We start from the raw sequence: 23,106 nt of genomic DNA, 5'->3' as shown, positions 1-23,106 counted from the left end.
AATCAATTGCTTGATCTGGAATTTGTATAATTACTCAAAAATCTCTTCACTTTCTAAGTTTCCATTTTCATGATAATCTTTCCAGCGCCCATTTTCTAAGCCTTCATTATACATCCCTGTTGACAATATGTTGCCGTTCTGATGATATTCTGTAAATAGCCCGTGCCGTATCCATTCAGTGCCGTCATCTGACATTTTTCTCGAATAACGAAATCGAATTTCACCTGTTTCATATCTGTTACTGGCTTCATTATCTCCCCATTAGATAATTTCTCTCACAGCAATCAAGAATACAGCAAAATTAACGGGTACCATATACCATATATCTTCATCGCGTCCAAATGAATTTAACCGTACTATTTTGCTGTTTTCTCGTATATTACTCCTAAAAAAATCCATATAGTTTATATAGATTGGATACTGTAACTCTAATTTTTCAATCACGTTCGGATTCTGTTTTGCCGGCTGATTCACATAATACTGAAACCGTTCAAAAGAGCTGTTGTACAAGTGCTGTAATTCATCACAAAACTGCGTTTTGGATAACACAGCATTCTCCTCCACAGGATAATCATAATATTGAAAATATTCTTCAAATTCTGTATTCTTCAAACATTCAAATTCCATTGCATCGCCATCACAGGAGTTTACTAAATCGATGAACAACAGAATCGCTGCATATTCCTCTATTTGATATTCCCTGCTGTCAGGCAGCTTAAAGCGGCTGAACCTAAAATCCACATACCAGCCATTTACTCCATAGAGTGTCACCAGTTCTGAAGAAATACAGTATCGATTTTTCCAACACTCCACTTTTTCAAAAAACAGACTCCACTTATCGGAATTACTTCGTCCGGCAAGGCCTGCCTTGTCCTCCAGAAACTTCAGCAGGTACTGGCTGAAATTATAGACAAAAAAACTTTTTCTCAGTTTCCCATACCATTCCATATTTTCTCCTGACTATCTATAGCTCTATATCGTATTATCCTCGAAATTTTCTACAAAAAGCATTTTCCCCTTATCTCATAATAGTAAAATTCTTATCCTGGCCCCCGGCATACGTTACAATTTTTTTCCATGCAGTCTTATCTTATTTTATCACATACATAGAGATGTTTATCAGAACTGCCATGAAACTATATTGATTATGTAACCAAAAGAGCGCTCACAAAAAACACAGGGCTGCCGAATTGTAACAGCAGCCCATTCTACCCCTCATTGATTTTTAAATAACGCATATACGCATCTACGAATTCCGCATATTTCGTCTTGGATAAAATTACACGCTTCCCATTAATCAGTGTGATCGTAGCCCTGTCATAGCTTTGGACCTTTCCAAGATTCACCAGGTACCCCCTGTGACAGCGAAAGAAAGAGTCCCCAAACAAGTTTTCCAACTCCGCCATCGTAGAATACACTTCAAATTGCTCGTGCTGTAGATTAATAACGGCCTTTCGCAGGTTACTCTCCACAAAGTAAATATCCCTGGGATAAATATGTAAATGGCGGGTTTTTGTGTGAAAAAAAACAGCCTCTTCTTTTTCCTTTTTTTCATACCTTTCTGCCGCACGTTTCAGTATCATCTCAAATTTTTCTTCATCGAGAGGCTTTAATAAATAATGGAACGGAAATAAATCCAGCGCTTCAAATACATATTCATCATAAGCCGTAATAAAAATCACGGCCGGCGAGTTCGGCGTTTTTTTTGAAATTCTGTTTTGGAGCTGTTTGATTACGTTTAAGCCGTCCAGCCCCTCCATACGCACATCCATTAAAATAATTTCAAAACTTCCGGTGCTGCTTAAAAACTCCATACCGCCTCGATACTCTGTAACGACTGCTTCAGGCAGAATTTTCGTACACAAAGCCGAGAGATAGTTAAGCATATGAGGATCATCGTCACAAATACCAATCCGCAACATCATCGTTCTCCTAATCCGTTTGTTAAATTGTTATACCTTATCGCGCAGAGCGCGCCCATGCGTAGCATTCAGTTATGCGGGGCCCGAATGGGTATAATTTTACCATAATTCTAAACCAATTCAAAGAGAATGTCATGAAACGCCTATGGTAATGTAATGAAATAGAAGCAAGACCTACCAATAACTGTGATATATTTATTATGTCCGGCCTGACCTGACGGAACACACTCATACAAAACATTAAGCTGTGATTTGACCGGAAGCTTACATCATGCTTCATAATAAAAAATAGTATTGGGTTCAAATTGTTTTTCGACTTTATTAAAGGTGCGGCAATGCCGGGAACACCGGTGAATAGGGATTTTAAAGTTTATCCAGCTTGTATTTTTGATGTGTTTTCAAAGTATAAACTACCCAGAATCCCGCCCGGATTTTATAAAGACTTGAAACACGATATAATGATACGCAGAATAACTTGACAGATCCAACGAGTAAAAGGAAGAAGAGTGTTTCCTTTGGCGGAGAAGGCGTATTCGACAAATTTGGAGTTGTAGAAAGGGATTTTTATGGAAGAAACAAAAGTTGTATTCTTATCAGACGGGAAAAAAGTTATTTTAGAGGATGATGATGAAATTATTCTATCTTTAATTTCCAACGATACAGTAGAGAACAGATTCGAGATTTCTTATGCTTCTGGGGGTTATGGTGGAGGTTCACTGCAACTTTCCCCATCTAAGAAATACCTGATTTTTTCTTATTTCTCAGGTGAAAGTGAAGAAGCATTTGCCTTGCTTAAAATTGAGAATGAACAGATAAATCTTCTATATGATTCTGGATACTTCTATGGAGAGGAAGTTGATTATAGCTTCGTTAATGACGAAAAAATTTTAATTCAAACTTTTCGTACTGGCGCATGGTATAAGGGAAATGCGAAAACAGATAAGAAGGGAGATATATACTATGAATTTGGTGAACTGAATCTGTTTGATATCGAAACTATTGAACTAAGCAGACATACTATTCATGTTTATCCTTTCAGATTAAAGTAAAATTCCATTTTGTAGGACTGATTTACCTATGCCCTCTTGATAAAAGGCACATTTCTTATTTTGCTGTTTTCAATACTGGCAAGCAGGGCACAACGGTACACACCGTTGTGCGTTTGCCCATTTTCCGCTTTGCGAAAACGGTTCAAACCGCTTGTTGGGGGCTCCCCCAATCCCCCGGCAAGGGCCGCTTGCATTGCGAACGTTCCACAGGTGGAGCGGCCACGCGCCCTTACGTGCGCTAAATAAAGGGAGCTTTACCGGCTGGGAAAGGTTGTCCTCCTGGGTTAGAAGTGTCCGCAGGACACGCAACCGCCCCGTAAGAAGCGATGAAAGAACCGCCAGCAGTGGTCCTTTTCCGGGGGGTAAACTACGGACTCCAACAAGCATTTTACAAGAGTGGATATACTCCTGCAAAATGCTTGCCACTACTGTTTTGACAAATCCGAATTCCTGCCGCGCAAGAAAACCGCCCCGACATGGGAGAGGACAAACTCTCACGCTGAGGCGGTTGGGCGGAACGATAGGGCCTGCTTACGGGGATTCAGGTGAAATCGTATAACCCTCCCATTTTTGGTTCAGCGTCCGTAAAGCCCCATCTTTACAAGGCTTTTTTCGAGCCTAAAATGTGACGCGTTTCCTCTGTTGGCGCTTCTGCTCGGCGGCCTTTTTCCGTTTCTCCCATACCACCGGGGGCTGTACATGGTCTGGCTCAACGTCGGATAAAACGGCGCTCCTCAATCAGCGTAAGGCTTGTTGCATGATATCCTCCCTGTTTTTCGGTGGGCAAAATCCCGCCCTACCTTAGAAAAAACCTTGCGAGAAGTTTTAACACAGAATGGAACGACAGCCCTCCAAGTCCCATTCTATCAGGGGTTCCGTCCCTATCCCTTAAAGAGAAATGAGCGATTTCAAGCCGTTTTGCGGGCAAATATCAATAAAAAAATTAGCGTCATTGCATTTCGGCGGCGTGTGCTGCGAAAAGGTCAATCTAACAAATGCCCCCACCCGGGTAGATCAATTAAATGAGAGGAAAAAAGATATGTTTACATCTATTTTTCAGGAAACGATGGCAGAGGAAAACTGGACAAAATTTCAAAATACAGCGCTGAAAACCACAGCGCTTCTGTTTCCACTCGGCGTTATCGAGGAACATGGCCCACATCTCCCTCTTGGCTCCGACATCTACTGGAGCTATGCCATGTGCAGGCTGGTTCGGAAAAAACTGGCTGAAATGAATAGGGAGAGCGTGATTGCGCCGCCTTACTATTGGGGAATCAATCACTGTACTGGCAGTTTTCCGGGTACCTTTTCCCTTCGGCCGGAAACATTTTCACAGGTCCTGTTTGAAATTTTTGAAAATATGAGCCGTTTTACATTCCGCGATATTTTTTGTTTTAACTATCATGGAGATGCCGCCCACGTACAGGCACTTATTGATGCGATAAAAAGGGCTAATTCCGAGCTGGGGCTGTCCTGCAAACTCGTTTTAAATTCCATGGATTTAGAACTGTATGGTTGGCAGGGGCATGAAGATTTTCTGCTGGTAGTAAATCCTGACTATCCAATGGAATGGTTTACAGAAACGGAGCCGACGGAGTCTGGTCTGTTAGATATTCATGCCGGAGCGTTTGAAACAGCGGTTTTGAATTATTTTTATCCCCAGCTGGTGGATTTAGAGACCGCCGAAACGTTAAAGTCCACATCTCTGGATCAGGCAAAACTGCAAAAATGGCTTCAGGGAGGCGAGGAAATAAAAAATACCGTCCCCCTCGGCTATGCAGGAAATCCAGCCGGTTACAAGGATGTCAGCCACCATGTGGAAGATATGATCTGTTTACAGGTGAACGATATTGCAAAAAAAATTGACGAATTCATTTCAAAGAAGTGATAAGGAAAAGGAGAGAAAAACGATGTATCTGATTTTATTTTTATGTGTTCCACTCATATTAGCGCTTGTACTCATTAAGCTCACGGACAAGAAAACACAGCGGAAACATGCGATGCTAATTCAGTCAATCATTGAAGGTTCCGAGAGCGCGGTTCCGGAAACAGCGGGCTTTGAGATTGTTATGGCACAGGGGGCGAAAGACGCGGTCTCTACGGTGAAAGGTTATGACCGGATACAGTCCGGATATTCCCATATGCCCAATCTGATCGTCCGATACCGGGAGGATGAGATGTATATCATGGCTGTTCCCTGCCCGTCCATGACAAAGATGGAAGTAGATCCGGATTTTATCTTACATATCACGGCCAGCATGTTGAAAGAAGTAAAACTTGGAGCGATGGGCAAAGTTGCTTTTTACTTTAAAGACAGCAGCCAGTTTTTTGTAATGACGGTAACTGATTTCGCCATCCCTCTTGCAACGCAGCCTGCAGAGCATAAGAACTTTAAGCCCTATATCAAAGAGTTTGCCAAAAAAGTGAATGGAAATAGACAGGAGTAGGATAAAGGTAATGTTACAAGATTATATATAAAATTTTGGTATACATAGGTCCTGTGAAACTTAACTAGGAAAAATTTAGGCGCCGAACTACCGTCCGAAATTTAGGCGCTTACCTCACATCTATGAAAAGGCCAAAAAATCGGGGTCAAAATCGGCCATTTTTTGCCCAATTTTTTCCCCGATTTTTCGCCAAAAGCCACTATATCTTGTGGTTAAATCCCTCTATTTCCCTTCCGAACCACAATTCCGCATCATTATTACCACTTCGACATTCCCAGTCCCCGGAAACATATCCACCGCACAAGCCTTCTCCACCCGGTACCCTCTCTCCTGCAGCACCACCAAATCCCTCACCAGACTGGTTGGCTTACAGGATATATACACCATCCGGTCCACTCCAAAATCAATGATTTTTCCCAGTGCCTTGGGATGTATCCCATCCCTGGGCGGGTCTACCACAATCAAATCCGGCTTATCTTCCACATCATCAATCGCCTTCAGCACATCCCCGGCCAGGAACTGGCAGTTCTCCAGTCCATTGAGCTCAGCATTTACCTGGGCCGCCCTGACGGCTTCTTCTACAATTTCCACCCCCACAACCTTTCTGGCCACAGGCGCCAGTATCTGAGCAATGGTTCCTGTTCCGCTGTAAAGGTCGAATACCACCTTATCCTTTGTGTCCCCCACAAATTCTCTGGCCGTGTCGTACAAAACCTCTGCCCCCAGGGAATTGGTCTGGAAAAAGGAAAAGGGCGAGATGCGGAAACGCAGTCCCAGCAGCTCCTCATAAAAGTAGTCCTGTCCGTAAAGGATATGGGTCTCATCGCTCTGCACCACATCTGCCAGGGAATCATTCTCCGTGTGCAGGATTCCCGCCAGCCTGCCTTTCAGAGGAAGGCCTAAAAGCCTTTCCTTCCATGCTGACAGTACCTCCTCCTCGGGCTTTCCGCCCAGATACTCCCTCTGGGTGCTGGTCACCAGGTCTACCAGAATCTCCCCTGTCTTAACCGCCCTGCGGACCAGCAGATGGCGAAGATACCCCTGGTGCTGCAATTTCTTGTAAAATGCGGTTCCTATTTCCTCAAAATACTCCTTGGTTGCCACCAGTATTCTGCAAAAATCCGGGTGCACAATCCGGCACTCCGGGGTGGTCACAATATCGTAAAAGCTTCCTCTCTTATGCATCCCCAACGCCAATGGACCATCCTTTACCTCGTCGCCAAAAGAAAATTCCATCTTATTGCGGTAGCCCAGATGGGCTGGGCTGGCCTTGATTCCCTGAAATTCGTAGGTGCCGTCCTCCACCACGCTGTCCAACAGGGATTTTACCTGCTCCTTTTTAATATTCAATTGCTCTTCATAGGGCAGGCTCTGGTAAATACAGCCGCCGCATATCCCAAAATGAGGACAGGCCTTCTCCGGCTGTTCTGCCGGCGAAGGCTCCAGTATCTCCAATGTCCGGGCTTCGGACTTTCCCTTTCTGCGCTTGGTGATAACACACTGAATCTTCTGGCCAGGTATGGCATTTTTCACCACCACCCTCTCGCCGTCTATATGCAGGATACCCTTATTCGGGAATTCGATTTTCTCCACTATTCCTTCGTAAATATCGCCCTTTTTCATAAAATATCTCCGTTCTGTCTGCCGCATTGGCATTTTCTTATGGTTCTCTTTTGCCGTATCATTATATCATGCAATAGGGCTCACATCAAGCCGGACCCAAAAAGGACCGCCACATCCGCGGCGGTCCCAACAACTATCCTGTTATATTATCCATCAACGTAACTGATGCTGAATCCGGATTCAACATAACCCGGCCTGCATCCACTGCTATTCAGCCTTATCTGTCTTCTTCTCCTCCGGCTCCTCATCCTCAAAGAAGTCGTCGTCAAAGTCATCGTCGAAATCATCCTCAAAATCTTCCAGGTAATCCGGAGTAAAGAAACGATAAACAGCATATGCAATGCCGGCCACAGCTGCCACGGCACCGATAATGGCCAGCACCCAGAGTATGCAGTTCTTTTTCTTTTCGTCCTCTTCTCTCTTGTGAAGCAGTTCATTGATTCTGCTGGAATTCATCAGTTCTTCTACACGGCTTAACGCCTCTTTTCCCATCTGGTCAAACCTGTCTCTGTCGAATCTGTTCATTCTATCCACGTCCTTTCTTATATATAAGCACCTCTGCCCTCTTGCTTACTTTTTAATTATTATATCATGGAAGCTCTTGATTTACTATCCCAATTTATTCAAATTTTATCCAATTGTCTTAATTCCAATTGTTTTAATGAAGTTAAATGGACATGCAAACCAGACACAAATCCGATATGCCGGAGCAACATTTCAACCGGATATCACCTGCACCGGTGCCTTCTGCCAGGCCTGCATCAGGCTTTTGTCAGCTTTGCAAAGGATGCAAACATCTTCTTCTGTCCCGCGGTGTCAAACACCACCGTGACTTCATAGTCCTTGCCGCCGTCCTTTATAGATTTCACCGTTCCCTCGCCGAATTTAATATGTCTAACCCGGTCTCCCTCGCTGTAATCCAGAGAGGCTGCCTTCTGCACCGTAAATGCCTTTCCAAATCCCGGATTTCCCCCTGTCCTGCCGGCGCCGGGGCCGGATGAAGGCTGGGATGTGCCGGATGCATAGGCATTGTAACCCTTTCCAAAGGTGCTTGTGCGGGCACTTCCACCGGCCGGCTGGTTCCACGGCAGACCTGCCTCGCCGGAGATACCGGACTTGCCGAATCCGCCTGCACTGTCTGCATTGTTGCGGCTGCCAAAGCTTCCCAGCACCGGCTCCAGACGCTCCTCATCCAGCAGTTCACCAGGCACTTCCTCCATGAAGCGGCTGGGTTTGCAGTATCTGGTCTCGCCGTTGACCATCCTCTGCCTGGCGCTGGTAATCACCAGCTCATTCTTGGCCCTTGTGATACCCACATAGCAGAGACGGCGCTCTTCCTCCATGTCTGTCTTGTCATCAGAGTTAATGGACATCATGCTGGGAAACAATCCGTCCTCCAGCCCCACCAGATACACCTTGGGAAACTCCAGACCTTTGGCACTGTGCAGGGTCATAAGGGTTACGCGGTTCTCGGATTCATCCATGTTGTCTATATCAGCCACCAGAGCCACCTGCTCCAGGAATTCATCCAGGGTAGGATGCTCGCTGTCCTCCTCGTAGCTCACTGCCTTGTTCACCAGTTCCTCTATGTTCTCCAGCCTGGTCTGTGACTCCACCTCTCCCTCTGCCTCCAGCTCCTGCTGGTAGCCTGTCTCGTCCATGATGCCCTCTATCAAATCCTGGATGGTGTAATCCTCTGACTGTGCCCTGGCCCGGAAGCTCTCCATCTGCCCTATGAAATTCGTAATTTTCTCAGCAGCCTTTCCAATGCCCGGAATCTGCCGTGCCTCCCTGAGAGCGTCATACAGGCTCATGCCATGTTCAGAGGCAAAGATGGTTACCTTCCCCATGGTGGTTGCGCCGATTCCCCGCTTGGGTACATTGATAATGCGCAGCACGGACAAATCATCCACGCCATTAGCTATGGTCTTTAAATAGGCCAGGATATCCTTTATTTCCTTCCTCTGATAGAAATTCACGCCTCCCACCAGGCGGTAAGGCACATTGTAAAATATACACCGTTCCTCCAGAAGACGCGACTGGGCATTGGTGCGGTAGAGCACGGCCTGGTCCTGATAGGCATAGCTGCTGTCCCTTATCTCCCTGGCCACAAAGTCAGCTTCCTCCCTGGCCGTGTCAAACTGTTTAAAGCGGATTAAATCCCCCTCGCCATTGGCAGTCCACAGGGTCTTATCCTTACGTCCCCGGTTGTGGCGTATGACACCGTTGGCTGCATTCAGTATGTTCTGGGTAGAACGGTAATTCTGCTCCAGCTTAATGACCTTTGCCCCTGGAAATGTCTCTTCAAAGCTCAGTATATTCCCTATATCCGCCCCTCTGAACCGGTATATGGACTGGTCGTCATCACCCACCACGCACAGGTTCCTGTACCTGGAGGCCAGCAGGCTGATTAGCTTAAACTGGGCCAGGTTGGTATCCTGATACTCGTCCACCATAATATACCTGAACCTCTCCTGATAATAATTCAGGACCTGGCTGTTATTCTGGAACAGCTCCACGGTCTTTACAATGAGGTCGTCAAAGTCCAGGGCATTGTTCTTCTTCAGGCGCTTCTGGTATTCCTTATATATCTCTCCAATCCTGCGCTGCCTGAAGTCCTGACCTGCATTCAGCAGAAATTCCTCCGGGCCGATGAGCTTGTCCTTTGCCGAGGATATGGTGCCCAGTACGGAGCGCTCCTTAAACTGCTTGGTATCCACATCCATGGCCTTGAACACCTGCTTCATCAGCGTCTTCTGGTCATCGCTGTCATAGATGGAAAAATTCGTGGTATATCCCAGATACTCTATATGTCTGCGCAGAATGCGCACGCAGGTGGAATGGAAGGTGCTGACCCAGATGCTCTCAGCCCCAAAGCCTACCAGCTGGTCCACCCTTTCCCTCATCTCACCGGCTGCCTTGTTGGTAAATGTGATGGCCAGGATGTTCCATGGGTTCACTTGCTTTTCCTCAATCAGGTACGCCACCCTGTGGGTCAGCACCCGGGTCTTTCCGGAGCCTGCACCAGCTAAAATAAGGAGAGGCCCTTCTGTATGAAGGACCGCCTCCTTCTGCATGGGATTCAATGAATCGTAAATACTCATAAACTATGTACCGCCTTCTTAACTCCAATTATGTTTATTAAGTATACCATTCTGAATCCTATCCTGCAAGACCTGCCTTTTGGATGTCCGGGTATCTTTCTGCGCATTATGGGCGCCAGCTCAACGGCTTCCCTGTTTTTCGCTTTTATTCTCCGTTTTCTTTTCTCTCTCCCTGTTCCTAACCATCCTACAGCTGATACCGGCTTTTATTTCTGAGTCCAATACAGAATTTCATTTCCCCCTTGTCATCTAGTATTGAATACTATATAATAGATATAGTAATGTGATAAGAATGACAGAGGTGACACATAGATGAAGACAAATGAAGAACGTCTGCAGGACCTGTTTTCCTATCTGGGGAACCTGTCCCATGTCAAGGCGGACGAGATTCCTGATATTGATTTGTACATGGACCAGGTAACCACCTTCATGGACAGCCATTTAAAAGACATGAGGCGGCATCCGGGTGATAAGGTTCTGACCAAAACCATGATTAACAACTACGCCAAGAACAACCTCCTTCCCCCTCCGGTGAAGAAGAAGTACTCCAAGGACCACATGCTGATGCTTGTGTTCATATATTATTTTAAAAACCTTCTGTCCTTCAGCGATATCGAGGAACTGTTCCGCCCCATTACGTCCAAGCATTTCACAGGACAGACCTCACAGCTGTCCCTGGAAGACATCTATAACGAGGTCTTCACTCTGGAAAAGGGTGAGATGAACAATCTGAAGTCGGATGTGGCAGCCAAGTTTGAACGGGCCCAGGATACATTTTCGGACGCGCCTGTGGACGATGAGGACAGGGAATACCTGAAGCTCTTTGCCTTTATCTGCGAGCTGTCCTTTGACGTGTATCTGAAGACGCAGATGATTGAGATGATTGCGGACCAGCTCCGGGAGGATGCTCCTGCTCCCCGTAAAAAATAGGTTTCATGACTCCATAAACCCAAAAACGGATATCGCGGCAAATCCCTGCCGCAATATCCGTTTTTTAAATACAGCCTTTATCATACTCAGCTTTCATTATCCCCTTTGTCTGCCTGCGTTCCCCCTGTAAGCCTGGCGAATACCATGTCGTATCCGTCGCTGCCATAATTCAGCGAACGGTTTACCCGGCTGATGGTAGCTGTGGATGCGCCTGTCTTCTCCGCAATCTCCAGGTAGGTCTTGCCTTCCCGCAGCATTTTGGCCACTTCATAGCGCTGGGACAGCGACAGCAGTTCATTGATGGTGCATACATCCTCAAAAAACTTATAACATTCATCCGGAGTCTTTAAGGTCAGTATGGCATCAAATAGATGGTCCACTGCTTCTGTTTTGATTTTCTTGTTCATGTCCTGGTTCTCTCTCCTTATAATTCATACGGCCTTCCCCCACCGTATGTGTATTGTAAAATGATTACAGGTCATATAAGCCCCATACTTGTTCATTTTAGCATATTAAAGTCCGAAAGTCCATACATGGCCGGAGATTTTGTAAGGGGATTTTTTCTTCTGTTTTCCCCTCCCATTTCAGGACAGCATAAATTTCTCAACCACCAGTCCGACACCGTCGTGGTTATTGGATGCAGTAATATAATCAGCGGCCTGCCTCACCGGAAGGACTGCATTTTCCATAGCAACACCCAGGCCCGCGTATTTAATCATGGTCAGGTCATTGTAGCCGTCGCCGCAGGCTATCATCTGTTCACGGTCAAGCCCCACTACCTCCAGCAGACGGGCCAGCGACTGTGCCTTATCAATTCCCTTTGGCATGATTTCCAGGAAATAAGGCTCGGAACGGTACACGCTGAAATCACGCCCCATGGCGGCCTTTACCTTAGGCTCCACGGTCACCAGGTAATCACCGTCATCCAGCATCAGAAACTTGGGCACCTGGAAATCCACATAGGATTTCATGTCCTCCACCTGACGCAGGGGAAGATGGTTGATGTTGGACTCCGCAATGGCGTAGGGGCATTCCGCATTGTTGGTGATGATTTCCCCTCCGTCATATGTAAGGATGTCTACCCTGTGCTCCTCTGCCAGCCCGATGATTTTCCGGTTGGACTCCCCGGGCAGCAAGGAAGAAAACACGGTTTCGCCTGTCTTGCAGTTGGTTATCATCCCGCCGTTGTAAGACAGGATATAACTGCCGAACCGGGACAGCTCCAGCTCCCCTGCCAGAGGCTCCACTCCTGCTGTGGGACGGCCTGATGCCAGCACCACAATGTTTCCTGCTTCCTGGGCCTTCATCAGGGCCTCTTTTGTTCTGGGTGTGATGATTTTATCACGGTTGGTCAGCGTTCCGTCCAGGTCCAGTACGATTATCTTGTAGTCCATTGGTTTCTCTCTCCTGTATACGATTCTGTAGTTCGTTCTATTTTCAATTCCATGGAACCATTTTATCAGAAATACAGCGCAGTGACAACCGGAACAGGTGTTATTCCATTTCCCTGAGTCCGAATTTCAGCTCCACCAGAGCTCTGGGGCGTCCGCCCTTGGCAGCGCTCTCCCTGGCGCAGACTGTTCCCAGGCCTGCTGCCTGAATCTTGCTGAGAATCCGTCTGGCGCTCCTGACTGTGATACCCAGGCATTCGGCCAGCTCCGAGGCGTCAAACACGTAGCTCTTCCTCACATCCGCAATGGCCTGAATCTTTAAAATAGATTCCATGCTCAGTCCTGTTTTTTCGGAAATCGTCTGGATTTTCGGGTCAAAGGATATCATGCTGTACTGAAGCTGCTGCTCCAGTCCCAGGGGACCCTGAATCTTCTCATCCTCATCAATCTGGAAAATTCCTCCCTCTCCCTTTCCAAGGGAATACTCCAGTGCCTTCCTGGCATGCATCTCCGCCTGATAAGCCGTCACCCCCATGCCCAGACCCGCGTTCACCACCAGGCCCAGATTCTTTCCCTCCTCCTGAAGGGTTCTCAGGTCCTTATGGTTTTTCTTGCCCTTCACCACGCCTGAGTTGGCATAAATTACATATTCATCACGCCCAAAGGGGAATACAGAGCCCTGGATTCCCCTTACGTAACGTATCAGTTCCACTTCAAATTCCGCCTTGCTTGCCATGGCATTGTAATACTGGTCCTCCTTCTCAGGGAAGTTGGACATCTGAATCAATTCCACCGCAATCTGGGAGTATTCTGCCTGGGCAAGGGCCCAGCCCTTTTCCAGGTCGGCCAGGGCATCCCTGACCTGGGAGCGCTTGGGCTCCAGGTAAAAGACCCTGCCGCCCTTTTCCTCTATCATATGGTAAACCGCCACATAAGCCGTGACCGCCACATCGGTCATCTTCTCCTCCAGCAGCCCCATATGCCATGCAACATACTCTTCCTCCGCCACGCCTGCAAGCAGCGGACAGGTATATATATTCCTGGGCTGTATGTGAAAGGCGTCCAGGATATCCTCGATAATCTGCTTCTCCACCACGTCAATGCTGAAGGTGTCAATCTCCCGCCCTTCCCTGACCATTTTCAGAAATACTTCTGCTATACTGCTGGCAGACCGCTTGATGTATGTGTAAGGTTTCTGCATCTGGTGATGACCCAGCACATAGTCGCAGATGCCGCTTCCGGTAAATATTACACCGTCGCACTCCTGCTCACAGGTGTCAATGACATCCACAGCTTCCCTTACCAGCTCTCTTGTATATAAACGTACCTCATGACTCCGGTCAATCTGATGAATCGCTTTCCTGATAATACCGCAGGATTCCCTTGGCCCCACTACTCCCACTATCATTTATACTGTCAACCTCCCGATTTTCCGCGCACAATGCGCCTTATACCGATTATAAATCAGAAGCGTCGTATAAATCAACCACCTGATGGTCTTTTAAAAGATTTAGGTATTCTTCCTTTGTCAGGGCAGGGCGGAACTCCTTCATGATTTCCTTTCCCCTTGCGCCCCCGTCCCACAGCAGGTCAATCATGGTAAGGGCCATCATCCTGGCAGGCACAATATAGGCGGTGTAGGGGTCATCCATCCTGTAAGCCTCCGTGTGAAGGCCGCCTTTTATGCCGCCGGCCCATATATGCATACAGGGCATGAGCTGGGATATGTCTCCCAGGTCCGTGGAGCCGGCTGTCTCCCAGTCCTCCACAAACGCGTCCTTTCCCACATGTTCGTAAGCCATCATGTTATCCCGGTACAGCCGGGCTATCTGCCGGTCCGTGTTCAGGGGAAGGTATCCGATACAATCGTGAATCTCCACCCTGCCTCCCAGCGCCATGGCAGCTGCCTTCATGCTCCTGTTCACCTTATGGGAAGCGTCCCCCATGGCGTCAATGGTAAAGGCCCGGACCATGATTTCCATGGTGACCCGTTCCGGCACCACATTTACCAGGCCGCCGCCCTCCTTGATTACAATGCTTACCCGCACCTTATCCTCATCCCTGAAGGTTTCCCGCAGCGCGTGTATATTGTTCATGGCCAGCTCTGCCATGTTCAGGGCGTTGACTCCCTGTTCCGGAGCAAATCCGGCATGTGCCGCCTTTCCAAGGAAATGAACGGTCTTGCTGATAAATCCATTTCCCTTTGTGTCCAGGATACAGCACTTTCCCGGCTCCATCTCCATCATATGGCACTGGAGCACCATATCCGTGTCATCCAGGCCGCCGCGGTACATAAGCTCCTGTTTTCCTCCCAGATAGCGGATGGTTCCCTGGCTTATGAGACGGTTTCTATACTCATAATCCACGCATTCCTCCGCCGGGATGGCTATAAAGTCAGCTGCGCCGTCCAGATGCTCCATTACGCCTGATGTAAGGATTCCAATGGCTGCACCGTACAGATTTGCCAGCTGCACATTATGCCCGCAGGCATGAATCAGGCCTCCCTCCGCTGCATCCGGATGGGAATCGCACATAATACAGTCCAGCTCACCCATCACAGCCACTCTGGGACCATTTCCCTTGGGACCTGAGGACACGCGGCAGCCCGTGTAGGATATGCCGGTTTCCGGCTCCAGGCCAAGCTTCCTGAAGGCATCCTCCATGAGTTTTCCTGTTCTGAACTCCTTATATCCCAGCTCCGGCGTCTTATAGGCTTCCATTCCCAGGGCAATAATTTCCTCCTGGTGTTCCTCAATTGCTTTGAGACATTTTTGTTTCAGTTCTTCTTTGTCCATATTATCATTCCTTGTCGTCTATACTTACAGTTCCGTCATACGGCTCATAATCCTGGCAGCCTTCCACAATTCGTCCATGTCCAGCGCTTCCTGTACGGTATGTACATCCATCATGCCGACACTTAATATAAGGCTGCTGCAGCCGTATCCGGCCAATATATTGCCGTCGCTGCCTCCTCCAATCACCATGGGCACAGGTTCGATTCCTTCCTTCTCCATGGCCCGGGCTGTCATGCGGTACAAATCACTGTCAAGGCTTACCTCCAGGGAGGGATAGGCCAGTTCATGTTCCATTTCACAGGAAGCTCCCATCTCCAGGCAGGCTGCCTTCAGGCATTCTTCCATGTGGGACACTTCGCTTTTAAGCTTATCCATACTGTGGGAGCGGATTTCAGCGGTAAAAGTCACTTCATCGGTTACAATATTGGTGGCCGACCCTCCCTCAATCCGTCCGATATTGGATGTGGTTTCCTGGTCAATGCGTCCGATATGCATCCGGCTGATTGCCCTGGACGCTGCCACAACGGCGTTGATTCCCTTTTCAGGTTCAATGCCCGCATGGGCCTTACGGCCTCTCACCGTACACTTTATGGCCTCCATGGCCGGGGCCTTGTAGGCAATGATGCCCGCGGGTCCGGTTGCATCTGCTATGACCATATCTTTGCATGGCAGACGGGACGGGTCCATATGCTTGGTTCCCAGCATGCTTGTCTCCTCGGAGACAGTGAACATGATATAGAACTCCTTGTGAGGTCTGCCGGACTCTACAATGTCCTCCACGATTTCCAGTATGGCGGCCACTGCCCCTTTATCATCGCCCCCCAGGGTAGTGGTGCCGTCTGTGCGGATGATATGTCCGTCCACCACCGGTCTTACATCCTTACACGGTTCAATCTGGTCCAGATGGGCCACAAAACAGAAGGGAGGATTGCACGGCTCCCCCTTGACATGGGCAATAATATTTCCTCCATTGCCTCCATACGCCTTTCCCGCTTCATCTATGGAAGCCTCAATTCCCCTTTCCTTAAAATAGTCCATCAGCCACCGGCACTGTTCCTTCTCATTGCCGGAAGGACTGTAAATCTGAACCAATTCCAAAAAACGTTCCTGCATCCGTTCACGTGACAGCATAATCATCCTCCTCATTATATAAGCCTTTATGTGCACTTAGCGCCCATGCTTTGGGCGCTTGTGCAAAAATATTCTATCCCTGTTTCCTTATCCGTTTCCGCCTGTCAGTCAGCCTGCAGCTCTTTTTTATAGAGAAGCTTGCCTGCATAAATGGAGCCAAATACAGCCACCAGAATTACCACATAGGATGGATTGCCTGGTATGAAGCTTAATAAGCCCAGTTTCATGAGCCAGTTCATTCCAATGGCGATGATGGCAGCTACCACGCCCAGTTTTGGACGTGTTGCGGCAAACTGTCCGAACACAGCGCCAAAAAGTGCCGGAAGCAGGAAATTAAGCGCTTCCTTCACCGGTGCCGGGAGGATGTTCAGGATAACGCTTCCGGCAACAGCTCCCACGGTAAGAATCACGATATTGACAAGAATGGATGTGGCAATACCGATGGTGGAAATAATGGAGCCTTCCTCTGTCCCCATCTCCACTCCGGCTGCCTCCTGCGCCACGGAAGAACATGGCACACGCATGTTGGATGTATTGCCGGAAAGGAAGGTCAGGTAGGTACCCGGAATACCCAGTATCGGGAAATAGGAAATGGGCTCAACAATGTAAAATGCCCCGCTTACGCTAATCTGCATCAGGGTGCCTGCGATAATGGCGGACACCGGAGGCATGTAGCCCCTGAAGGCCATTACCAGCGCAGGAAGAAATCCTGCAAAAATGCCCAGCAGCAGGGTAATCTTTCCCCATTTTACGATTCCGGGGATGTATGTACCAGAATAATAATCGTTTTTCATCTTTTAACCCTCCTTAGATTACGCTGACAGCATATCCGATGAACATGCCGCTGAACATTGCAATTGCGAACGCCCATTCCTTAAGCCATCCGATATCCTTTGCCCTGGACAGCTTCACCAGCACCATCATGATGACACAGCCTGATATGGTAGCGATTGCCGGTGCATTTGTAAAGGTCAGGGAACCCTCGGCCGTAAAGAAATTGCCGGAGGCCAGATTTGCAAATGCTCCCAGCATGGCGCCTGCGGAAATGATGGGGACCATCTTGGCATTGCCCTTTGACATCAGGTGGTTAACCTTGTCCATCTTATCACAGAACAGGAAGGTGAAAATCAGCCAGCCCAGGGAACCGCACACCATGGTCCAGACGCCGCAGGCAAATGCCATGGTATCCATGGTCTGAAGTGTCTTGCCCATGGCCTGTGCTCCAAATCCAGCCGCCATGGCCTCATAGTTTACAGAGCCGATAAATGACAGACGCATCCACGCCACCGGCGCACCCATGGTAACCAGCAGGGATATCATGGTGACCAATATGACTACGGACGGGCCAATGGATGATATCACGCTGCTCTTAATTGCCTTATGTACCTGGTCCGTGGTAAGGGCTGACTCACTGGCTGCCTTCATGGACCTCTTCATAAACAGAATTGACTGAAACACTACCACTGCTACTGCCAAAGCCGCTGCCGCCCACATCAGAGGGCTGTTGGCATAATCCAAATAATTAACACTTTCGTTCATTCTGACCTCCTTGGTTATTCCCCTTTCCAAAAGCTGCAGTCTTTTGGATTTTCTAGTTTCGGTCATGTCCATAACATGTCCTTATATTTATATTTACTACATATTCTCGGCATTGTCAAGAGTTTTTGTTGGTTTTTTTGATATATTACGGAATAAAAACGGATGGTTTTAGTGCAGAATATCATAATCGGAAGAAGGGGGATGCTTGGAGGGCGGGTGAGGGGTGGGCAGGCGCATGATTGCATGGTGCGGGTGCATGGTTCGTAAGTAAGCGCCTAAATTTCGGACGGTAGTTCTGTAAGCGTCAAATCCTGCGCTTACCTATAAATTAACGCCGCTAACAGATATCAGCGGCGTGGTTTTCTGCATTCAGCTGGTAACTCTTTTGCCCATGGCAATAAGTGGTTTAGCTTCGCAGTATCTATATTTCCTTTTTCGTCACAGAGTTTGGGAAGCTCTGTGAGTAAATGCTTAAAATAATAATAAGGTCTCAGGTTATTGAGCTTTGCGGTTTCCGAAATACTGTAGATGACAGCGCTTGCCTGCGCTCCCTGAATGGAATCGTGAAACATCCAGTTCTTACGTTCTACGACAAATGGGCGCATTGCATTCTCACTTAGTTATTCTCATATGCGGATAACTAAGTTTATACGCAGGATATTTTTATCCTCATCTTTTTAGAAAATACACTTAAATACAGTGGCTTTGTCATCAAAGATGAGGATAACATATTTTATCTGAGTCCGAAAATCCTTGCCAGTTCAGCTTCATCATCTGGCCAAAGTGGTTGTTCAGCGTTTAATTCTGGATTGCTGCGGTCCATGGCAGATTTAATCATCTCTAAGGATGGCTTGGCATAAATCCTTGTAGTCTGAGTGGATGCGTGTCCGAGGATTCTTGACACCAATTCAAGCTCCACATCACTTTGATAAAGATTTGTGGCTCTTGTCCTGCGGAACATATGGGGATGAACTTTAGCTGGCAGATTAGGATGCTCGGGGCGTATCTTTTCAGCATATTTGTTAATGATCCGCTCAACATTGCCTGATGACATCGGATTAGCCTGATTGTGAATACATGTATAAAACAGATAATCCGTAGCCGGTGCATCCTGATTATGAAAAAGCTTTATGTAATGCTCCAAGTGTTTTACCGTACCTTCAGAGATGGATACAATACGCTCTTTATCCCCTTTGCCATGAATCCTGAGATATGGTGTAGTGTTTTTAAGATTTACATCGGTTAGCTTTAGGACCAGCAGTTCACCCAGCCTTATTGCTGAATCGTACAGTAATACAAGAATGGTAGTATCGCGTATCTCAATCTTGCGGTTGCCGGGGGCTGAAAGGAGAGCTTTTAAGCATTCTTCTGATAACAGGGCTTTTTCCTTTTCTGGATTTTTCAGAAAAGGAACACGGGATACCATTAGTGCTGTCTGCTGTTGGGTAATGTCACCATCAGCAACATACCACATATACGACTTTATGGCTGCCAAACGCTGATTACAGGAAGATTTTTCATAACCCTCTTTCTGCAGATACTCCATAAATCCAAGAAGGAAGTCCCGCGAGCAGTCCTGGAAACCAAATGTCCTAAGGGACAACCCCAGCATCGAAATGTATTTACGAAATACAGTCAGTGCATCCCGGTACGCTTTTACTGTGTGGGGGCTGCGACTGCACTGCTTTGTGAGGTACTCATCAAGGAAATCCCTTGTTTTGGAGAAAAACAGCTTTTCAAAGTCTTTATTCTTCATGCTGCACCTCCGGAATCACGCGGGATGTGATGGTATCTTTACGCCGGATTGTATCAAACGCATCCTGAACCAGATGGTAATAATAATACGATTCCAGCGGTCCTTTATGCCCCAGATAGCTGCTGAGATAAGGCATCATTACCCGGAGGCTGGCATCCGACTCCATCCAGAGATTTATCCTTTTAATTACAAAAGCATGGCGCAGGCAATGTACAGTTGGTTTTTTATCGCACGTCTGGGAAGCTTGTGTGAATCTCCAAAACTCGTTAAACTTCCGGTCAACCGATGTTTTCGGGATACATTTATCCGGATATTTGCCGGGAAAAAACCATCCGTATGTGTCTGACCGTTCTTTTCCCAGCCATTGTTTGTATTCGATGCATAACTCGCAGACATCATCAGCGAGATAAACGATACGGTCCTTATTTCCCTTTGAGTGAATAATGGTCAGTGTCCTGCTGTCAGTATCCACATCTGCCAGCCTTAAGGTACAGGCCTCATTGTTCCGGAGACCGCAGCAGTATATTAGCCGGAACAACACCTTGTATTCGGCTGCGAGACGCTCAAAAGCCTTTACCCGCGCATCTGATTTGTATAGATCAACCTGTTTGAAAAATTCCCTGATATCCTCGTCAGACATTAGGTATGGAACTGTTTTCTCAGGTCTTGGCAGCTGTGCCGGTATGTAGCTCGGTATGCCTATGGTATTCAGATGAATGCAGAAACATCTAAGTGCCTGCAGCCGGTTTGACTGCGTGGTTTTTGATTCACTTAGTTGTTTTGCAGACCATGAATCATAGAGTTCCTTTGTGATTTCGGTTTTATCTGCCTGTCTGGCTTCGCAAAACTGGTCAAAGCGGAATAACCAGTACGCAGGATTGTCAAACATAAAGCCGGCTTCTCTACGGGACTGTATATAATCACTGATTAAATCGGCAAATATACTGGAATAATTGAAATCCTTATGCATGGAAGACACCTCCTTTTAAAGAGATGCCTACGGTACCCAGCGATATAGGGCACTGCCGCATCCGTTCCTCGTCCAGCGAAAGATATTTATGCACGGTGCTGTCCGTACTGTGTCCGAGCAAGTCAGCGATTAGCTCTGCTTTCGTGTTTCCTCTTAACAGATTTGTTGCAAACGTTCTCCGCAGCACATGGTATCTATTACTGTAAGCATTCGCCTGAGGCAGGAACCGTTTTAAGGCTTTTGCACATACGCAGCGGTGAAGCCCTTTGAAAGGCGCTTTGTGCCTGATAAATACATGTATGTCGGCACTTTCTGGTCTGCCGTCACGAAGATATCTGAACAGAATGTTGCCAGTTCTCACGGGCATAGGCAGTGCGATGTTTTTGCCGGTTTTCTCCTGCGTCAGACATATGCTCCGCCTTGTCCAATCGATGTTGTCAAAACGAAGTAACACTATGTCGCTGGCTCTGAAGCCCATAGTCAATCCGACACAGACAATGGCATAATCCCGCAGTTCTACAGGTGAAAGTGTATCACTATTGACAGACCATATATAGGCCATCTCTTCCGGAGACAGTGTCTGCACAATTACTGTCCGTGGAGCCGATATAGTCGGAAGGGCTTTATACAGATAGGGATTGCAGACCATGCCCTGCTCATAAAGATATATAAGGAAACACCTTATCCTGCAGTTATAGGCTGCTTTGCCCTCAGGTGTCGTATGCATATCTTTACGGTTAAAATCTTGTAAAGTGTCCGTAGTGATTTCGCAAAAATCATTTATCCCTTCTTCTTGCAGATACTGACAGAACCGGATGCAGCAGGAACGGTGCATGGTTATGGTTGATTTTTTCCATCCCTCACGCTCAAGCAGGGTAAGATAGGAACGGATGCTGTCACATGCCCAGACAGGAAGTCTGTTAACCGGAGGAACATAAGACGGGTCACCTGTATAGGTGGTAGTAATAAGGCAGGTTTTCAGATAGTGCAGGAACTGGCACAAGCTGCGCCTGTGCTGTTTCCAACCGGTACCCAGAAAAGGTTTCACATGATTGAACCATAACCACAGGTTTTCTTCGGTGCGGCTGAAAGAATGCATATCCAGAAAAATATAGCAAAGCGTCAGGATATGTCTTGTACTTTTGAGGACGGTTTTCTTATACCGGGCATTAGCCATTTCCTTAAGAAATGTCTCTATAATCGACCAGGAAATAAACGGCAATTCAGTTTGGTTTGACCCCGGCAATTCGGTATCAGGAATCTCCACTATCTGATGGATTAGCAGCTAGTTAAGGGCAAGCGAAAAACCCAGCGAGCATTTCCCGTGGTCGGAACTGTACCTTAAAAACCCCCGTATCAAATCTTCATATACATCTTTGGAGATGGAAGATTCGTGGTAATCATCCATGTGAAAACTCAGCAATCCAGAATAATCAAGCTGGCTAATGCTTTGGAGTCCCTTATTTTGCAGGTATAATAAAAACCTTGCACAGGAGATGCGGTAACGTCCATCATCAGGATTGACTAACCCATTGTCCAGAAAATCATCCAGTTCAGCTTTCAATGTTTCTGACAGCAGGCAGTAGGCGGATTGCCTTACTCCCAAGTGATCTGGTGATATATGCCCTTTGGTATATACATCTTCAAGCTGGTCAACGCAATGCTTCCAGCCGGTATGCTGCCGATAGTTCCAGCAAGCTTTGTTGTCATCGATCCATCGGTATGCGGCGTCCGAAGAATAAAATATTTTTTCTTCAGTCAGATGTTTTCGCAATGCCTTATAGCAGAGCCGATGCAGACTTATCACAGATGCACTGAAGTTCTTTGCAACAAGAAATTCAAGGATGACAGTTACATTTTTGTCGTATTGTTCCATGTGGAATCACCTCCATAAATTTGATGATTCCATTATCAAGGATAAGGCTGATTATTATCCATATCTTTTATTGAAAAATACTTTGATTTATGCTATCTTTGGCAAAAGATGAGGATAAAAATATCCTGCGTATAAACTTAGTTATTCTCATATGCGGATAACTAAGTGAGAATTCCCTCCGCCCGGTGACATTGGGCCGAAAGAACTGGCTGTTTAGTGACAGCCAGGATGGTGCAAACGCGAGTATGGTAGTTTATACCATGGTAGAGATGGCAAAAGCCCACGGGCTTCACCCATACAACTACCTAAAATACCTGTTCGACAGCCGCCCTGGAACGGACACCACCGATGCAGAACTCAGAGATCTTGCGCCGTGGAGTGAGAAGACGAGGATAGAATGTAACAAAAAATCAGAGTAAAACGCTCGCTACCCTGGCATCATTACGTGATGTCAGGGTGGTCGTGTTGGGATACCCTAACACTTGGCGCTTACCTCATATGTTTCGTAAACGTCAAACCATCCGCCTTTCTTTCTGATGAGTTTTATGGCACACTTGAAAAAATGCAAAAAAC

Annotated in this window: 21 protein-coding genes and 3 pseudogenes; 5 read left to right on the top strand and 19 right to left on the bottom strand. The window is 47.1% G+C overall.

Annotated features, from left to right (window positions below):
* Nucleotides 1-30: 30 nt before the first annotated feature.
* The 3 genes from FGS84_RS08785 to FGS84_RS08775 all read right to left on the bottom strand — a co-directional run bounded on the left by FGS84_RS08785 (nt 31) and on the right by FGS84_RS08775 (nt 1,925).
* Complete coding sequence (locus tag FGS84_RS08785) at nt 31-195, bottom strand: hypothetical protein (protein WP_178332233.1); 165 nt, start codon at nt 193-195, stop codon at nt 31-33.
* 66 nt (nt 196-261) lie between these two features.
* Nucleotides 262-948 (bottom strand): hypothetical protein, encoded by a 687-nt coding sequence (locus FGS84_RS08780; RefSeq protein WP_138307576.1) that lies wholly within the window; start codon nt 946-948, stop codon nt 262-264.
* A 260-nt stretch (nt 949-1,208) separates the two neighbouring features.
* Nucleotides 1,209-1,925: a LytTR family DNA-binding domain-containing protein gene (locus FGS84_RS08775; RefSeq protein ID WP_243129917.1), complete on the bottom strand. Its 717-nt coding sequence runs from the start codon at nt 1,923-1,925 to the stop codon at nt 1,209-1,211.
* Nucleotides 1,926-2,488: 563 nt separating this feature from the next.
* On the opposite strand from FGS84_RS08775, the gene FGS84_RS08770 reads away from it, so the two are divergent.
* From FGS84_RS08770 to FGS84_RS08760, 3 genes are all read left to right on the top strand, one after another.
* Entirely contained in the window at nt 2,489-2,971 is a 483-nt protein-coding gene (locus FGS84_RS08770) for a DUF370 domain-containing protein (RefSeq protein WP_138307574.1), read from the top strand.
* 898 nt (nt 2,972-3,869) lie between these two features.
* Nucleotides 3,870-4,859 carry a creatininase family protein gene (locus tag FGS84_RS08765; protein ID WP_243129916.1) on the top strand — a complete coding sequence of 330 codons (990 nt, stop codon included), beginning with the start codon at nt 3,870-3,872 and terminating at the stop codon, nt 4,857-4,859.
* Between the two features lie 112 nt (nt 4,860-4,971).
* Nucleotides 4,972-5,418, top strand: a complete 447-nt coding sequence (locus FGS84_RS08760; RefSeq protein WP_227146798.1) for a hypothetical protein — start codon at nt 4,972-4,974, stop codon at nt 5,416-5,418.
* Nucleotides 5,419-5,640: 222 nt separating this feature from the next.
* Here the strand turns inward: FGS84_RS08760 and rlmD are convergent, their stop codons facing one another.
* The 3 genes from rlmD to pcrA all read right to left on the bottom strand — a co-directional run bounded on the left by rlmD (nt 5,641) and on the right by pcrA (nt 10,145).
* Nucleotides 5,641-7,041, bottom strand: coding sequence for a 23S rRNA (uracil(1939)-C(5))-methyltransferase RlmD (gene rlmD / locus FGS84_RS08755; RefSeq protein ID WP_138307570.1), 1,401 nt, complete (start codon nt 7,039-7,041; stop codon nt 5,641-5,643).
* Nucleotides 7,042-7,248: 207 nt separating this feature from the next.
* Nucleotides 7,249-7,566: a DUF4366 domain-containing protein gene (locus FGS84_RS08750; RefSeq protein ID WP_138307568.1), complete on the bottom strand. Its 318-nt coding sequence runs from the start codon at nt 7,564-7,566 to the stop codon at nt 7,249-7,251.
* A gap of 236 nt (nt 7,567-7,802) precedes the next feature.
* On the bottom strand, nt 7,803-10,145 hold the full coding sequence (gene pcrA / locus FGS84_RS08745) for a DNA helicase PcrA (RefSeq protein WP_138307566.1): 2,343 nt from the start codon (nt 10,143-10,145) through the stop codon (nt 7,803-7,805).
* A 312-nt stretch (nt 10,146-10,457) separates the two neighbouring features.
* Between pcrA and FGS84_RS08740 the strand changes: the two genes are divergently transcribed.
* Nucleotides 10,458-11,075 (top strand): DUF1836 domain-containing protein, encoded by a 618-nt coding sequence (locus tag FGS84_RS08740; protein WP_138307564.1) that lies wholly within the window; start codon nt 10,458-10,460, stop codon nt 11,073-11,075.
* Between the two features lie 86 nt (nt 11,076-11,161).
* Here FGS84_RS08740 and FGS84_RS08735 read toward each other — a convergent pair whose 3' ends face one another.
* From FGS84_RS08735 to FGS84_RS08680, 13 genes and pseudogenes are all read right to left on the bottom strand, one after another.
* Nucleotides 11,162-11,482, bottom strand: a complete 321-nt coding sequence (locus FGS84_RS08735; protein ID WP_002565896.1) for a YerC/YecD family TrpR-related protein — start codon at nt 11,480-11,482, stop codon at nt 11,162-11,164.
* A 177-nt stretch (nt 11,483-11,659) separates the two neighbouring features.
* Nucleotides 11,660-12,469 carry a Cof-type HAD-IIB family hydrolase gene (locus tag FGS84_RS08730; protein WP_138307562.1) on the bottom strand — a complete coding sequence of 270 codons (810 nt, stop codon included), beginning with the start codon at nt 12,467-12,469 and terminating at the stop codon, nt 11,660-11,662.
* A 100-nt stretch (nt 12,470-12,569) separates the two neighbouring features.
* Entirely contained in the window at nt 12,570-13,874 is a 1,305-nt protein-coding gene (locus tag FGS84_RS08725) for a hypothetical protein (RefSeq protein WP_138307560.1), read from the bottom strand.
* A gap of 49 nt (nt 13,875-13,923) precedes the next feature.
* Nucleotides 13,924-15,261, bottom strand: a complete 1,338-nt coding sequence (locus FGS84_RS08720) for an amidohydrolase (protein ID WP_138307558.1) — start codon at nt 15,259-15,261, stop codon at nt 13,924-13,926.
* Nucleotides 15,262-15,285: 24 nt separating this feature from the next.
* Complete coding sequence (locus FGS84_RS08715; RefSeq protein WP_138307556.1) at nt 15,286-16,392, bottom strand: M20/M25/M40 family metallo-hydrolase; 1,107 nt, start codon at nt 16,390-16,392, stop codon at nt 15,286-15,288.
* 104 nt (nt 16,393-16,496) lie between these two features.
* Entirely contained in the window at nt 16,497-17,186 is a 690-nt protein-coding gene (locus FGS84_RS08710; RefSeq protein ID WP_138307554.1) for a hypothetical protein, read from the bottom strand.
* A 13-nt stretch (nt 17,187-17,199) separates the two neighbouring features.
* Complete coding sequence (locus tag FGS84_RS08705; RefSeq protein ID WP_227146748.1) at nt 17,200-17,931, bottom strand: DUF5058 family protein; 732 nt, start codon at nt 17,929-17,931, stop codon at nt 17,200-17,202.
* Between the two features lie 347 nt (nt 17,932-18,278).
* Nucleotides 18,279-18,399: pseudogene (locus tag FGS84_RS31970) on the bottom strand (hypothetical protein); the annotation flags it as partial.
* Nucleotides 18,381-18,559 (bottom strand): annotated as a pseudogene (locus FGS84_RS31965) (transposase); the annotation flags it as partial. The pseudogenes FGS84_RS31970 and FGS84_RS31965, both read right to left, overlap by 19 nt.
* A gap of 105 nt (nt 18,560-18,664) precedes the next feature.
* The gene (locus tag FGS84_RS08695) at nt 18,665-19,687 is read right to left on the bottom strand and encodes a tyrosine-type recombinase/integrase (protein WP_138307550.1); all 1,023 of its coding nucleotides are present in this window, start codon (nt 19,685-19,687) and stop codon (nt 18,665-18,667) included.
* On the bottom strand, nt 19,677-20,657 hold the full coding sequence (locus tag FGS84_RS08690) for a tyrosine-type recombinase/integrase (RefSeq protein WP_138307548.1): 981 nt from the start codon (nt 20,655-20,657) through the stop codon (nt 19,677-19,679). Before FGS84_RS08690 ends, FGS84_RS08695 begins: the two co-directional genes overlap by 11 nt.
* The gene (locus FGS84_RS08685; RefSeq protein ID WP_138307546.1) at nt 20,650-21,924 is read right to left on the bottom strand and encodes a tyrosine-type recombinase/integrase; all 1,275 of its coding nucleotides are present in this window, start codon (nt 21,922-21,924) and stop codon (nt 20,650-20,652) included. Before FGS84_RS08685 ends, FGS84_RS08690 begins: the two co-directional genes overlap by 8 nt.
* Before the next feature lie 18 nt (nt 21,925-21,942).
* Nucleotides 21,943-22,533 (bottom strand): hypothetical protein, encoded by a 591-nt coding sequence (locus FGS84_RS08680; RefSeq protein ID WP_138307544.1) that lies wholly within the window; start codon nt 22,531-22,533, stop codon nt 21,943-21,945.
* Between the two features lie 161 nt (nt 22,534-22,694).
* On the opposite strand from FGS84_RS08680, the pseudogene FGS84_RS08675 reads away from it, so the two are divergent.
* Nucleotides 22,695-22,952: pseudogene (locus FGS84_RS08675) on the top strand (transposase domain-containing protein); the annotation flags it as partial.
* Nucleotides 22,953-23,106: the final 154 nt, after the last annotated feature.

Source organism: Clostridium sp. 1001271st1 H5, from assembly GCF_005845215.1.
GTDB lineage: Bacteria > Bacillota > Clostridia > Lachnospirales > Lachnospiraceae > Enterocloster.
The sequence above is the reverse complement of the archived record's forward strand: the minus strand, read 5'-3'. Positions and strand labels throughout refer to the sequence as shown.

Excerpts from the sequence above, each read along its gene's own strand:
- FGS84_RS08770 (WP_138307574.1), top strand. The coding sequence starts at position 2,489 with ATGGAAGAAACAAAAGTTGTATTCTTATCAGACGGGAAAAAAGTTATT.
- FGS84_RS08730 (WP_138307562.1), bottom strand. The coding sequence starts at position 12,469 with ATGGACTACAAGATAATCGTACTGGACCTGGACGGAACGCTGACCAAC.
- FGS84_RS08690 (WP_138307548.1), bottom strand. The coding sequence starts at position 20,657 with ATGCATAAGGATTTCAATTATTCCAGTATATTTGCCGATTTAATCAGT.
- FGS84_RS08710 (WP_138307554.1), bottom strand. The coding sequence starts at position 17,186 with ATGAAAAACGATTATTATTCTGGTACATACATCCCCGGAATCGTAAAA.
- FGS84_RS08705 (WP_227146748.1), bottom strand. The coding sequence starts at position 17,931 with ATGAACGAAAGTGTTAATTATTTGGATTATGCCAACAGCCCTCTGATG.
- FGS84_RS08720 (WP_138307558.1), bottom strand. The coding sequence starts at position 15,261 with ATGGACAAAGAAGAACTGAAACAAAAATGTCTCAAAGCAATTGAGGAA.
- FGS84_RS08785 (WP_178332233.1), bottom strand. The coding sequence starts at position 195 with ATGTCAGATGACGGCACTGAATGGATACGGCACGGGCTATTTACAGAA.
- FGS84_RS08775 (WP_243129917.1), bottom strand. The coding sequence starts at position 1,925 with ATGATGTTGCGGATTGGTATTTGTGACGATGATCCTCATATGCTTAAC.
- pcrA (WP_138307566.1), bottom strand. The coding sequence starts at position 10,145 with ATGAGTATTTACGATTCATTGAATCCCATGCAGAAGGAGGCGGTCCTT.
- FGS84_RS08760 (WP_227146798.1), top strand. The coding sequence starts at position 4,972 with ATGCTAATTCAGTCAATCATTGAAGGTTCCGAGAGCGCGGTTCCGGAA.
- FGS84_RS08750 (WP_138307568.1), bottom strand. The coding sequence starts at position 7,566 with ATGAACAGATTCGACAGAGACAGGTTTGACCAGATGGGAAAAGAGGCG.
- FGS84_RS08680 (WP_138307544.1), bottom strand. The coding sequence starts at position 22,533 with ATGGAACAATACGACAAAAATGTAACTGTCATCCTTGAATTTCTTGTT.
- rlmD (WP_138307570.1), bottom strand. The coding sequence starts at position 7,041 with ATGAAAAAGGGCGATATTTACGAAGGAATAGTGGAGAAAATCGAATTC.
- FGS84_RS08715 (WP_138307556.1), bottom strand. The coding sequence starts at position 16,392 with ATGCTGTCACGTGAACGGATGCAGGAACGTTTTTTGGAATTGGTTCAG.
- FGS84_RS08765 (WP_243129916.1), top strand. The coding sequence starts at position 3,870 with ATGAGCGATTTCAAGCCGTTTTGCGGGCAAATATCAATAAAAAAATTA.
- FGS84_RS08725 (WP_138307560.1), bottom strand. The coding sequence starts at position 13,874 with ATGATAGTGGGAGTAGTGGGGCCAAGGGAATCCTGCGGTATTATCAGG.
- FGS84_RS08695 (WP_138307550.1), bottom strand. The coding sequence starts at position 19,687 with ATGAAGAATAAAGACTTTGAAAAGCTGTTTTTCTCCAAAACAAGGGAT.
- FGS84_RS08735 (WP_002565896.1), bottom strand. The coding sequence starts at position 11,482 with ATGAACAAGAAAATCAAAACAGAAGCAGTGGACCATCTATTTGATGCC.
- FGS84_RS08740 (WP_138307564.1), top strand. The coding sequence starts at position 10,458 with ATGAAGACAAATGAAGAACGTCTGCAGGACCTGTTTTCCTATCTGGGG.
- FGS84_RS08780 (WP_138307576.1), bottom strand. The coding sequence starts at position 948 with ATGGAATGGTATGGGAAACTGAGAAAAAGTTTTTTTGTCTATAATTTC.